Origin of the sequence: Ramlibacter sp., from assembly GCF_036383835.1 — a bacterium.
Lineage (GTDB): Bacteria > Pseudomonadota > Gammaproteobacteria > Burkholderiales > Burkholderiaceae_C > Ramlibacter.
The window spans coordinates 1-12,869 of sequence record NZ_DASVNN010000113.1; the positions used below are offsets into that span (position 1 = coordinate 1).

Sequence of the window (12,869 nt, forward strand, 5' to 3'; positions counted from 1 at the left end):
CCGCGCAAGCGCCCCTTCCACACCATCATCCCGGGCTTCCTCACCCAGGACCGACGCCCGCTCGTGAGCTTCGGCCTGATGGGCGGCTCGATGCAGGCCCAGGGACACGTGCAGGTCGCCGTGCGCATCGCCGACCAGGGCATGAACCCGCAGGCGGCGAGCGACGCGCCGCGCTGGCGCATCCACGACGACAACCACACGGTGGCGGTGGAGTGGAACTTCCCGCCCGAGGCGATCGAAGGCCTGCGGGCGCGCGGCCACGAGCTGCGCGTGGCGCAGCGCTTCGACACGGAGTTCGGCTCGGCGCAGCTCGCGATGAAGACGGAACACGGCTACATCGCCGCGTCCGACCACCGCAAGGACGGCTACCCGGTCGGGTTCTAGTTCACCACGAGCTTGCGCTCGGTGATCAGCCGCTTCCACTTGTTCGTCTCGGACGAGACGATGGTGGCCATCTGCTGCGGCGTGCCGCCGGTGGGCACGGCGCCCAGCAGCGACATCTTCTTCTGCAGCTCGGGGTCCTTCAGCGCCGCGTTGAACGCGGCGTTGACCTTCTGCACCACCTCGGACGGCGTGCCCCGCGGGGCGTAGATTCCGAACCAGTTGCTCACGTCGAAGTTCTTCAGGCCCTGCTCGTCGAGCGTGGGCACGTCGGGCAGGAAGGGCAGCCGCTTCAGGCTGGTGACGCCCAGGATGCGCAGGCGGCCTTCCTTGATGTGCGGCATGGCGGTGACGACGTTGTCCATCAGCATGTGGACCTGGCCCGAGACCATGTCGTTGAACACCAGGCCGGTGCCGCGGTAAGGGATGTGCGTCATGAACACGCCGGCCTGGGCCTTGAACAGCTCGCCGGTCAGGTGGCTGTTGGTGCCGTTGCCGCTGGAGCCGAAATTGAGCTTGCCGGGCTGCGACCTGGCGACCTTGATGAATTCCTGCAGGTTGTTCGCCGGAACGGTCTTGCTCACCATCATCACGGTCGTCGTGCTGGCGACGTCGATGATGGGGGCGAAGTCGCGCTCGACGTTGTACGGCGTCTTGGGATTCACCAGCGGACCGATCGAGTGCGTGCTGCCGGTGGCGATCAGCAGCGTGTAGCCGTCCGGATCGGCCTTGGCGACCAGGTCGGAGCCGATGGTGCCGCCGGCGCCCGGCTTGTTGTCGATGACGATGGTCTGCCCCAGCTTGTCCTGCGCGAACAGGGAGATCGCGCGGGCCAGCACGTCGGTGGCGCCGCCGGCCGGGAACGGCACGACGAGCCTCACCGGCCGGGAGGGATAGGACTGGGCGGCGGCGCCGGTGGCGGCCAGGGTGAAGCTCAGCGCGAGCAGCAGGCGGCGGGAGATGGTTCTTTGCATGGTCGTGAAGGTCGGATTTCCGATGATGGCATCTGCAGCAAGAGCCGTGCCCTCGTAAAATCCCGCCTTCCTTTCTTCGTATGGCGCTCGCGGGCGGTGCCGATGAAGTTCGATCTCACGCGCCCACCTGCCTGATCGTCATCCCCGCGAAGGCGGGGACCGAGGGCTTCCATGAACGAAGAGCGGCCATCGGCCGCTCTTTTGCTTGAACGCTCTCGTTCCCCGCCTCCGCGGGGATGACGGAATCTCAATCGATCGTCGCCCCGCTGCGCTTGATCACCGGCCCCCACTTGGCCAGCTCCGCGCGCATGAACGCGGTGAACTGCGCCGGCGTGCCCGGCTCAGGATCCATGTATTGCGCCTGCAGCTTGTCGTGCGTCGCCGGGTCGCGCATCGCCGCCACGAACTCGCGGTTGAGCCGCTCGACGATGGGTGCCGGGGTGCCCGCGGGCGCCACCAGGCCGATCCAGGCGCTGCCGTCCATGGGCAGGCCCGCTTCGCGGAAGGTCGGGATGTTCGGCAGTTGCGGCACGCGCTTGGCGGTGGACACCGCCAGCGCCTTGAGGCGGCCGGCCTGCACCTGCGGCATCACCGCCAGCGGCGCCAGGCTCACGATCTGCGTGTCGCCCTGCAGCACGCTCGTCACGGCCGCCGGCGAAGACGCATACGGCACGTGCACCACGAAGCTGTTGGTGAGCGTCTTGAGCATCTCCACGCTCAGGTGCGACAGGCTGCCCACGCCGATGGACGCGTAGTTGTACTTGCCCGGATTGCGCCGCAGCAGGTCCATCAGCTCCTTGAGCGTGTTCACGCCCAGCGACGGGCTCACCGCCAGCACGTTGGCCTGGTGCACGCCGAAGGTGATCGGCGCCAGGTCCTTGAACGGGTCGTACGGCATGCGCTTGTACAGCACCGTGTTGTTCACCAGCGGCCCCGTGATCGACACGCCGATCGTGTAGCCGTCCGGCGCCGCCTTGGCCACGGCGTCCGTGCCCAGGTTGCCGCCCGCGCCGGCGCGGTTCTCGATCACCACCGGCTGCTTCAGGCCCTGCGCCGCGCGCTCGCCGACGATGCGCGCGAACACGTCGGGCGTGGAGCCCGCCGCGAACGGCACGACGATGCGGACCGGCCTGGCGGGATAGTCGCCCTGGGCACGCGCGGGCGTCCAGGGGCCGGCCAGCAGGGCCGCGGGCGTGGCGGCAAGGGCTTTCAGGAGGCTGCGTCTTTGCGTCACCGGTCGCTTTCCTTGGGTGCTTCGTTGTCGTCGGTTTCGGTCTGGCCGAAGTACTGCTGCTCGCAGGCGATGTAGCCGGCCACGAGCGCGCGGTAGGCGGCCTCCACCACGTCGGGCAGGCCCTCGAAGCCCCCGTTGAACGCGGGCTGGTGCCGCTGCGCCAGATCGCGCACGTGCGCGAACACCTGCGCCTGCCGCGCCGGCGCGCTCACCTGGAAGGCATCGCGCTTGAAGCGCGCGGCGTCCTTCACGTACATCGCGCGCTCGGCCATCAGCCTGACGATGGCTTCGTCGATGCGGTCGATCTCGGCACGGATGCCGGCGAGGTTCTCCGCCAGCGGGCGATAGGAGGGATCGGTGAAGCGCCGCACCGGGCCGCCCTGCGCGTCGGGTTCGCGTTGCGGCCGATGCTGCGTCGTCATCTCACCCGACCCACTTGCGGGCGTTGTGCCACAGCTGCATCCACGGGCTGGGCGCGGACGCATCGCCCGAGGTCCAGGACATCTGGATGTTGCGGAACACGCGCTCCGGATGCGGCATCAGCGCCGTGAAGCGGCCGTCGGCGGTGGTCACGCCGGTGAGGCCGCCCGCGCCGCCGTTCGGGTTGAAGGGATAGCGCTCGGTCGCCTGGCCATGGTTGTCGACGAAGCGCAGCGCGCGGATCACCTGCGCTTCGTTGCCGCGATGCGCGAAGTTGGGGTAGCCCTCGCCGTGCGCCACCGCGATCGGCAGGCGTGCGCCGGCCATGCCCTGCAGGAACAGGCTGGGCGAGTCCATCACCTCCACCATGGCCAGGCGCGCCTCGAAGCGCTCGCTGCGGTTGGTGGTGAAGCGCGGCCAGGCCTGCGCGCCGGGGATGATGTCGGCCAGCTCGGCGAACATCTGGCAGCCGTTGCACACGCCCAGGCCGAAGGTGTCCTGGCGGGCGAAGAAGTCGCGGAACTGCTGCGAGAGCACCGGGTTGAAGGTGACGCTGCGCGCCCAGCCGATGCCCGCGCCCAGCGTGTCGCCGTAGCTGAAGCCGCCGCAGGCGACGACGCCGCGGAACTGCTTCAGGTCGTGGCGGCCGGACTGCAGGTCGGTCATGTGCACGTCGACGGCGTCGAAACCCGCTTCGGTGAAGGCGTAGGCCATCTCGACGTGCGAATTGACGCCTTGTTCGCGGAGGATGGCGACCTTGGGACGGGCCGTGTTGACGTAAGCGCCGCGGCCCTCACCCCTGCCCTCTCCCGCAGGCGGGAGAGGGAGACCTGCCTTGCTCCCTCTCCCCTCTGGGGAGAGGGTTGGGGTGAGGGGCAGGTGCACATGCAATCCCGGATCCGCGGACTCGCCCGCCGCCGCATGCTCGCTGTCCGCGCAGACCGGGTTGTCGCGCTGCTGGCAGATCTTCCAGCTGACGCTGTCCCACACCTGGTGCAGGTCGGCGAGCTTGGCGGCGAACACGGTCTTGGTGTCGCGCCAGACCTGCACTTCGCCCTTGCCGACGTCGATGGTGGACGCGAGCGGCCGGGTCTGGCCCACGAAGTGGCTGTGCTTGGACAGGCCGTGCGCGCGCAGCACCTGCATCACCTCGTTGCGGTCCGCATTGCGCACCTGCAGCACGACGCCGAGCTCCTCGTTGAACAGCGCCTTGAGCGTCAGTTCCTCGCGCCGCGGGCCGACCTGCGCCGCCCAGTTCTTGGCGTCGCCGTACTCGGCGCGGCTGTCGCTGATGCCGTCGCCTTCGGTGACCAGCAGGTCCACGTTGAGCGCCACGCCCACGTGGCCGGCAAAGGCCATCTCGCAGGCCGTGGCAAGCAGGCCGCCGTCGCTGCGATCGTGGTACGCCAGGATGCGGTCCTGCGCCCGCAGCGCATTCACCGCGTTGACCAGGTTCAGGAGGTCCTGCGGATCGTCGAGGTCCGGCACCTCGCCGCCCGGCTGGCCCAGCGCCTGCGCCAGGATGCTGCCGCCCATGCGGTTGCGGCCGCGGCCCAGGTCCACCAGCACGAGCGTCGAGTCTTCGTCCGCATCGAGCTGCGGCGTCAGCGTGCCGCGCACGTCGGCCAGGCTCGCGAAGGCGGTGACGATCAGGCTCACCGGCGAGGTGACCTTCTTCACCTGGCCGCCTTCGTTCCACTGCGTGCGCATCGACAGGCTGTCCTTGCCCACCGGGATAGCCACGCCCAGCTGCGGGCACAGTTCCATGCCGACGGCGCGCACGGTTTCGTACAGCGCGGCATCCTCGCCCGGCTCGCCGCAGGCGGCCATCCAGTTGGCGGACAGCTTCACGCGCGACAGCTCGATCGGCGCGGCCAGCAGGTTGGTGATGGCCTCGGCCACCGCCATGCGGCCCGACGCGGCGGCGTCGACCGACGCCAGCGGCGTGCGCTCGCCCATGCTCATCGCCTCGCCGGCGAAACCCTTGTAGTCGGCCAGCGTCACGGCGCAATCCGCCACCGGCACCTGCCAGGGTCCGACCATCTGGTCGCGGTGCGTGAGGCCGCCGACGGTGCGGTCGCCGATCGTGACCAGGAAGCGCTTGGAAGCGACCGTGGGATGGCTCAGGACCTGGATCACGGCGTCCTGCAGCTTCACGCCGGAAACGTCGAGCGGCGCGGATTCGCGGGCGACGGTCTTCGCGTCGCGGTGCATCTTGGGCGGCTTGCCCAGGAGCACGTCCATCGGCATGTCCACCGGCGTGTCGGCGCCCTCGTCGGCCACGACGAGTTGCCGCTGCTCGGTCGCCACGCCCACCACCGCGAACGGGCAGCGCTCGCGCTCGCAGAAGCCGCGGAACTGCTCCAGCGACTCCGGCGCGATCGCCATGACATAGCGCTCCTGGCTCTCGTTGCTCCAGATCTCCTTGGGCGCCAGGCCGGACTCTTCCAGCGGCACCTGGCGCAGGTCGAAGCGCGCGCCGCGACCGGCGTCGTTGGTCAGCTCGGGGAAGGCGTTCGACAATCCGCCCGCGCCGACGTCGTGGATCGCCAGGATCGGGTTCTTCTCGCCCAGCGCCCAGCACTGGTTGATCACTTCCTGCGCCCGGCGCTCGATCTCGGGGTTGCCACGCTGCACCGAGTCGAAATCGAGTTCGGCGGTGTTGGTGCCCGTGGCCATCGACGAAGCGGCGCCGCCGCCCATGCCGATGCGCATGCCGGGGCCGCCCAGCTGGATCAGCAGCGTGCCGGCCGGGAACGGGATCTTGTGCGTGAGGCCGGCGTCGATCGCGCCGATGCCGCCCGCGATCATGATCGGCTTGTGGTAGCCGCGGGCCACGCCCGCCACTTCCTGCTCGTACTCGCGGAAGTAACCGAGCAGGTTCGGCCGGCCGAATTCGTTGTTGAACGCCGCGCCGCCCAGCGGGCCTTCGGTCATGATCTGCAGCGGGCTGGCGATGTGCTCCGGCTTGCCGAAGCGGCCGTCCCACAGTTTCGAGACCGTGAAGCCGGTCAGGCCCGCCTTGGGCCGCGCGCCGCGGCCGGTGGCGCCCTCGTCGCGGATCTCGCCGCCGGCGCCGGTGGACGCCCCCGGGAAGGGAGAGATGGCCGTGGGGTGGTTGTGCGTCTCCACCTTCATCAGCACGTGGTGGGTGGCCTCCGCCTTGCGGTACAGGCCGCCGTCGGCGGGCAGGAAGCGTTCCACCGCGTGGCCTTCCATCACCGCGGCGTTGTCCGCGTAGGCGACGATCGTGTGCTCCGGGTGCGCCTGGTGCGTGTTGCGGATCATGCCGAACAGGCTCTTGTCCTGCTGCACGCCGTCGATGGCGAAGGAAGCATTGAAGATCTTGTGCCGGCAGTGCTCGCTGTTCGCCTGCGCGAACATCATCAGTTCGACGTCGGTGGGATTGCGGGCGAGTCCGGTGAAGGCCTGCACCAGGTAGTCGATCTCGTCGTCGGCGAGCGCCAGGCCGAAGCGGCGGTTGGCCTCCTCCAGCGCCGCGCGGCCGCCGCCCAGCACGTCGACGTGCTCCATGGGCTGCGGGTGCAGTTCGGTGAACAGGGCCGCGGCCTCGGCGCGGCTCGCCACCACGCTTTCGGTCATGCGGTCGTGCAGCAGGGTCGCGATCGCCTCCAGCTGCGCCCGCTCGAGCGCCGGCTTGCCGAGCCAGCCGCCCTGCAGCTGCACGCGATACTCGACGACGCGCTCGATCCGCTTGAGCGCCAGGCCGCAGTTGTGGGCGATGTCGGTGGCCTTGGAGGCCCAGGGCGACACGGTGCCGAAACGGGGTGCCACCACCAGCAGCGGGCCTTCCGACGCACCGGCGTAGGGCTCTCCGTAGGTCAGCAGTGCCGCGATGCGTTCGCGTTCCGCGGCGCTGGGGGCGTGGTCCCCCGCCACCAGGTGCACGAAGCGTGCCGACAGGCCGGCCACCTTGGGGTGGACCGCTTGCAGGCGCGGCAGGAGTTGCTGGATCCGGAAGTCGCTGAGAGCCTGTCCGCCCTCGAACTCGGTGATGTGCAGGGACACTGTCTGAAGCCTGTCTGGGGAGTGGACCCTCCAGCCGCTGACTGGGGCTGGAAGCAACCCGGGATTCTACCTGCGGGGGAATGGGCGCTCTGGGATAATCCCGCCCATGGGTATCACCGTAAAAGACGAAGCAGGCATCCAGGGGATGCGCACCGCCGGCCGCCTGGCCTCGGAAGTCCTCGACCACCTCACGGCCTTCATCAAGCCGGGCATCACGACCCGCGAGATCGACCGCATCGCGGCCGAGCACATGAAGAAGCAGGGCTCGACTTCCGCCACGCTGGGCTACCAGCCCTCCGGCTACCCGCCCTACCCGGCGTCGCTCTGCACCTCGGTGAACCACGTGGTGTGCCACGGGATCCCGAACGACAAGCCGCTCAAGAAGGGCGACATCGTCAACGTCGACGTCACCGTCATCCGGGACGGCTGGTACGGCGACACCAGCCGCATGTTCGTGGTGGGCGAGGCTTCCATCGCGGCCAAGCGCCTGGTGCAGATCACCTACGAGGCCATGTGGCACGGCATCGTGCAGGTCAAGCCCGGCGTGCGCCTGGGCGACATCGGCTGGGCCATCCAGAAGTTCGCGGAGAGCAACGGCTTCTCCGTCGTGCGCGAGTTCTGCGGCCACGGCATCGGCCGCGGCTTCCACGAGGAACCGCAGGTGCTGCATTACGGCAAGCCCGGCACCCTGGAGGAACTGGTGCCCGGCATGACCTTCACGATCGAGCCGATGATCAACGCCGGCCGCCGCGACGTGAAGGAGTTCGGCAACGACGGCTGGACCATCGTCACCAAGGACCACTCGCTGTCGGCGCAGTGGGAGCACACGGTGCTCGTCACCGAGACCGGCTACGAGGTGATGACGCTCTCGGCCGGCAGCCCGCCTCCGCCGGCATTCGTCAAGGGATGAACAAATTGAACGTCATCCCCGCGGAGGCGGGGATCCAGGGCTTCCAGGACGCGGACGCCCTGGATTCCCGCCTCCGCGGGAATGACGTTCTCTCGGTCCGCGACGCCTGCAAGGCGCGCAAGGCGCAACTGCTTTCCGGCCTGCAGACCGACGGCAACTCCACCCGCACGATCAAGCCGCTGCTGCAGGCCCTGAGCCAGGCGGCCGACGAGGCGCTCAAGGCGCTCTGGGCGCACGCCGGGCTGCCCGCCGGCATCGCCCTCGTGGCGGTCGGCGGCTTCGGCCGTGGCGAGCTCTTCCCCCATTCCGACGTCGACGTCCTGCTGCTGATGCCGGACGGCATCTCCTGCGACGACGACCTCCGGCTCAAGCAGCGGGTCGAGAACTTCATCGGCAGCTGCTGGGACGCCGGCCTCGAGATCGGCTCCAGCGTGCGCACCCTGGAGGAATGCCTCGCGCAGGCCGCCAGCGACGTGACGGTGCAGACTTCGCTGCTGGAATCGCGCCTGGTCACCGGCTCGCGCAAGCTGTTCGCCGCCTTCCAGGAGCGCTTTCGCGCGCAACTCGACCCGCGCGCCTTCTTCGTGGCCAAGACGCTGGAGATGCGCCAGCGGCACACCAAGTACGAGAACACGCCCTACTCGCTGGAGCCCAACTGCAAGGAGTCCCCCGGCGGCCTGCGCGACCTGCAGGTGATCCTGTGGGTGGCCAACGCGGCCGGCTTCGGCAAGAGCTGGGACGAACTGGCGCGCCGCGGCCTCGCGACGGCCTTCGAGGCGCGGCAGATCAAGCGCAACGAGGCGCTGCTCTCCACGATCCGGGCGCGCCTGCACGTGGTGGCGCGTCGCCGCGAAGACCGGCTGGTGTTCGACCTGCAGAACGCGGTGGCGGAGTCTTTCGGCTACAAGGCCGTGATGCGGCCCGACGGCCGCCTGCTGCAGCGTCCCAGCGAACGGCTGATGAAGCGCTTCTACTGGGCCGCCAAGGCCGTCGCCCAGCTGAACCAGATCCTGCTGCTGAACATCGAGGAGCGGCTCAATCCGGCGGCTTCCGAAGCCCGCGCGATCAACGAACGCTTCTTCGAGAAGGCCGGGATGATCGAGGTCGCCAGCGACGACCTCTACCTGAAGGACCCGCGCGCGATTCTCGAGACCTTCCTGCTGTTCCAGGCCACGCCGGGCATCAAGGGCTTGTCGGCCCGCACGCTGCGCGCGCTGTACAACGCGCGCAAGGTGATGGACGCCAGCTTCCGCAACGATCCGGCGAACCACGCGACCTTCAAGGCGATGCTGATGCAGCCGCAGGGCATCACGCATGCGATGCGGCTGATGAACCAGACCTCGGTGCTCGGGCGCTACCTGTGGGTGTTCCGCCGCATCGTGGGGCAGATGCAGCACGACCTGTTCCACGTCTACACCGTGGACCAGCACATCCTGATGGTGCTGCGCAACGTGCGCCGGTTCTTCATGGCCGAGCACGCGCACGAATATCCGTTCTGCTCGCAGCTGGCGGCCGGCTGGGACAAGCCCTGGATCCTCTACACCGCGGCGCTGTTCCACGACATCGCCAAGGGCCGCGGCGGCGACCACTCGGAGCTCGGCGCGCGCGAGGTGCGGCGCTTCTGCCGCCAGCACGCGATCGACGCCGGGGACTGCAAGCTGGTCGAGTTCCTGGTGCGCGAGCACCTGGCCATGAGCCGCGTCGCGCAGAAGGAAGATCTCGGCGATCCTTCCGTGATCGAGAACTTCGCCCGGCGCGTGGGCAACGAGCGCAACCTCACGGCGCTGTACCTGCTCACCGTGGCGGACATCCGCGGCACCAGCCCGAAGGTGTGGAACGCCTGGAAGGGCAAGCTGCTGGAAGACCTGTACCGCTACACCCTGCGCGCGCTCGGCGGCGGCAGGCCCGATCCCAAGGCGGACGTCGAGGCGCGCAAGCGCGAGGCGCTGGTGCAGCTGCAGCTCCACGCGCAACCTTTCGAGGCGCACAAGAAGCTGTGGGACACGCTGGACGTCGGCTACTTCATGCGGCACGACGCCGGCGACATCGCCTGGCACACCCGCCACCTCTCGCGCTATGTCGGCACGGCCAAGGTGCTGGTGCGCGCGCGCATGTCGCCGGTGGGCGAAGGCCTGCAGGTGATGGTCTACACGCCCGACCAGCCGGACCTGTTCGCGCGCATCTGCGGCTACTTCGAACAGGCCGGCTTCAGCATCCTGGACGCGAAGATCCACACGGCCACCAACGGCTACGCGCTGGACACCTTCCAGGTGGTCACCGCCATGATGCCGGACCACTACCGCGAGCTGTGCAGCATGCTGGAGTCCGACCTGGCCGGCACCATCGCGGCGGCCGGCCCGCTGCCCCCGCCGAGCCGCGGCCGCGTGTCGCGGCGGGTCAAGAGCTTCCCCATCCCGCCGCGGGTCGACCTGCATCCGGACGAAAAGGCGCAGCGCTGGCTGCTCTCCGTCTCCGCCAGCGACCGCGTCGGCCTGCTGTATTCGATCGCGCGCGTGCTCGCGCGGCACAAGCTGAACCTGCAGCTCGCCAAGGTGTCGACGCTCGGCGAGCGCGTCGAGGACACCTTCCTGATCGACGGGCCGGAGTTGCAGCAAAACCGCAAACAAATCGAGATCGAGACGGAATTGCTGGAAGCGATCTCGGCCTGAGCCTTCCGCCTGCGCAGAATGCGCCGGAGGAGGAAGGACATGTTCGGCTGGTTGAAAGGCAAGCAGGTGGCGGAGCCGCCGCCCGAGCGCAGCACGTCGCTGCCCGGGGAAGTGATCTGGCGCGATGGCACCACCTTGCCGATCCCGGACTGGGAGCGCCACGACTGGCCGGATGCCACCGACGGCGCGAAGCTCCACGCCTATGCGAATGGACTGGCGGCCGCGTGGGTCGATGCGCTCGGCACGCAGTTGCATTCGGGCTATCGGCGCGACGAATCCGCCAGCTTCATGCTGCTGTCCGCGCTGGAGCCGCGGCCTGCGCGCGCCCTGCTGGATTACCTGGAGCGCTCCCTGCGGCGCGTGCTGACCACGCTGCCCGGCATCGCCAGCGATGAAGGGCACGGCAAGACGGTCGTCCTCGTGCTGGACGACGAGGACAGTTACTACCAATACATCGCGCACTACGGCAGCGGCAGCGACGAGCCCGAGGCCTTCAGCGGCGGCATGTTCATCGACTGGGGTTACGGGCACTTCGTATTCGCCCAGGGCCCGTTCGAGCAGATGGAGCCGGTCGTGGTGCACGAGCTCACGCACTGCCTCGTGCGGCACCTGCCCATCCCCGCGTGGCTGAACGAAGGCCTCGCAGTCAACACCGAACGGCGCTTCTCGCCTTCGCGCCCGCGCTATACCGCCGCCGAACTCGCCTTCCTGTTCGGGCGTTTCTGGAACGCCGACACCATCCAGGAGTTCTGGACCGGCAAGAGCTTCCTGCGGGCCGACGACGGGCAGCCGCTCAGCTACGAGCTGGCACGGCTGCTCGTGCAGTTGCTGGACAAGGACTACGACCGGCTGGCGCGCTTCTGCGGCCAGGCGCTGCGCGAGGACGCAGGCGAAGCAGCGGCGCGCGCGGTGCTTGGCGCCGGCCTGGAGGAGCTCGCTGGAATCGTGCTTGGCCCCGGTGAGTGGCGGCCGCAACCGGTGCTGTGGAGCTCGGGAACGGAGAAGGGGCAGTTCCGCCCGGAGGGAGATGCGCGCATGACTGCTTGCCGCGCTACGCCAAATCCCTAGCCAGCCGTCAGGGTCCCGCAATCCTGCCGAGCTACCATCGCCAGCGCATCGGCCCGTGATGTCATGAAAGCCGAGCCAGTCGTTGGAGGAACCCAGAGATGTTGAAGTTCGCCGCGCGGCGCAGCCTGGTGCTGCTCGCGCTTGCCGCCGCCACGAGTGGCGTGCTCGCCCAGAAGACCCCTGCTCCGGCCGCTGCCGCCGCCACCAAGTGGCCGACCAAGCCGGTGCGCATCGTCGTCGGCTTCCCGCCGGGATCCACGCCGGACCTGGTGGCCCGCACGATCGCCGAGCCGCTGTCCAAGGACCTCGGCCAGCCCGTGATCGTGGAGAACAAGGTCGGCGCCGGCGGCAACATCGCGGCCGACACGATCGCCAAGGCGACCGACGACCACACCATCGGCGTGATGATCAACGGCAACATGACCATCGCCAGGCTGCTGAATCCGGCGGTGCCTTTCGACCCGATCAAGGACTTCCAGCCGATCAGCCTGATCGGCACCGCGCCGCTGGTGCTGGCCGCGCCCGCGAGCGCATCGTTCAAGACCGCGGAGGAGTTCTTCCTGGCCGCGCGCAACGGCGGCGGCAAGTGGAGCTACGGCTCGCCCGGCGTCGGCACCGTGGGCCACATCGGCATGGAGCTGCTCAAGACCAAGACCAACATGGATCCGCTGCACGTGCCCTACCCGGGCAACCCGCAGGTGATCCAGGCGCTGATGACCAACCAGATCCAGCTCGCGCTGCTGCCTCCCGGCCTCGCCGCCGCGCAGATCAAGGCGGGCAAGCTGAAGGCCGTGGGCGTGACCTCCACCGCGCGCAGCCCGCTGGTGCCGGAATATCCGAGCCTGCAGGAGCAAGGCGTGCTCGGTTTCCAGCTGGAGATCTGGACGGCGGCCGCCGCCCCGAAGTCGATGCCCAGGCCGATCGTGGAGCGCCTGTCGGCGGCGGTGTCGCGCATCGCCCGCACACCGGACGTGCGCGCCAAGCTGTTCCAGCAAGGCTGGCAGACGGCGGGCACCACGTCCGAGGGCCTGGCCAACCGCATCAAGCAGGACACCGCCGTGCTGGGCGGCGTGATCATGATGCGGGGGATCAAGGCGGAATAGCGGTCATCCCCGCGCAGGCGGGGAGCCAGAGCATTCAGGAAAGCGGCCGGCGGGCCGCTTTTTCCTTGGAAGCCCTGGTTT

General features: G+C 69.0%; 9 protein-coding genes. 5 read left to right on the plus strand and 4 right to left on the minus strand.

Going from position 1 to position 12,869, the window contains the following annotated elements; genetic code table 11:
* Positions 1–384 (plus strand): gamma-glutamyltransferase (locus VF522_RS17750; RefSeq protein ID WP_330909630.1); only part of this gene is annotated, 384 nt, incomplete at its 5' end.
* Here VF522_RS17750 and VF522_RS17755 read toward each other — a convergent pair.
* From VF522_RS17755 to purL, 4 genes are all read right to left on the minus strand, one after another.
* Positions 381–1,355: a tripartite tricarboxylate transporter substrate binding protein gene (locus VF522_RS17755; RefSeq protein WP_330909631.1), complete on the minus strand. Its 975-nt coding sequence runs from the start codon at positions 1,353–1,355 to the stop codon at positions 381–383. The genes VF522_RS17750 and VF522_RS17755 overlap by 4 nt on opposite strands.
* A gap of 247 nt (positions 1,356–1,602) precedes the next feature.
* The gene (locus VF522_RS17760) at positions 1,603–2,589 is read right to left on the minus strand and encodes a tripartite tricarboxylate transporter substrate binding protein (RefSeq protein ID WP_330909632.1); all 987 of its coding nucleotides are present in this window, start codon (positions 2,587–2,589) and stop codon (positions 1,603–1,605) included.
* Entirely contained in the window at positions 2,586–3,011 is a 426-nt protein-coding gene (locus tag VF522_RS17765) for a chorismate mutase (RefSeq protein WP_330909633.1), read from the minus strand. Before VF522_RS17765 ends, VF522_RS17760 begins: the two co-directional genes overlap by 4 nt.
* 1 nt (position 3,012) lies before the next feature.
* Positions 3,013–7,038: a phosphoribosylformylglycinamidine synthase gene (purL, locus tag VF522_RS17770; RefSeq protein WP_330909634.1), complete on the minus strand. Its 4,026-nt coding sequence runs from the start codon at positions 7,036–7,038 to the stop codon at positions 3,013–3,015.
* A 106-nt stretch (positions 7,039–7,144) separates the two neighbouring features.
* Here purL and map point away from each other — a divergent pair, with 106 nt between their 5' ends.
* The 4 genes from map (at position 7,145) to VF522_RS17790 (ending at position 12,788) form a co-directional block, all read left to right on the plus strand.
* On the plus strand, positions 7,145–7,948 hold the full coding sequence (map, locus tag VF522_RS17775; RefSeq protein WP_330909635.1) for a type I methionyl aminopeptidase: 804 nt from the start codon (positions 7,145–7,147) through the stop codon (positions 7,946–7,948).
* Positions 7,945–10,617 (plus strand): [protein-PII] uridylyltransferase, encoded by a 2,673-nt coding sequence (locus VF522_RS17780; protein WP_330909636.1) that lies wholly within the window; start codon positions 7,945–7,947, stop codon positions 10,615–10,617. Before map ends, VF522_RS17780 begins: the two co-directional genes overlap by 4 nt.
* A gap of 39 nt (positions 10,618–10,656) precedes the next feature.
* On the plus strand, positions 10,657–11,685 hold the full coding sequence (locus VF522_RS17785) for a hypothetical protein (RefSeq protein WP_330909637.1): 1,029 nt from the start codon (positions 10,657–10,659) through the stop codon (positions 11,683–11,685).
* Positions 11,686–11,783: 98 nt separating this feature from the next.
* Positions 11,784–12,788 carry a tripartite tricarboxylate transporter substrate binding protein gene (locus VF522_RS17790; protein WP_330909638.1) on the plus strand — a complete coding sequence of 335 codons (1,005 nt, stop codon included), beginning with the start codon at positions 11,784–11,786 and terminating at the stop codon, positions 12,786–12,788.
* Positions 12,789–12,869: the final 81 nt, after the last annotated feature.

Bases quoted from the DNA above. Each gene is read 5' to 3' on its own strand.
- map (WP_330909635.1), top strand. From the start codon at position 7,145: ATGGGTATCACCGTAAAAGACGAAGCAGGCATCCAGGGGATGCGCACC.
- VF522_RS17790 (WP_330909638.1), top strand. From the start codon at position 11,784: ATGTTGAAGTTCGCCGCGCGGCGCAGCCTGGTGCTGCTCGCGCTTGCC.
- VF522_RS17765 (WP_330909633.1), bottom strand. From the start codon at position 3,011: ATGACGACGCAGCATCGGCCGCAACGCGAACCCGACGCGCAGGGCGGC.
- VF522_RS17785 (WP_330909637.1), top strand. From the start codon at position 10,657: ATGTTCGGCTGGTTGAAAGGCAAGCAGGTGGCGGAGCCGCCGCCCGAG.
- VF522_RS17780 (WP_330909636.1), top strand. From the start codon at position 7,945: ATGAACAAATTGAACGTCATCCCCGCGGAGGCGGGGATCCAGGGCTTC.
- VF522_RS17755 (WP_330909631.1), bottom strand. From the start codon at position 1,355: ATGCAAAGAACCATCTCCCGCCGCCTGCTGCTCGCGCTGAGCTTCACC.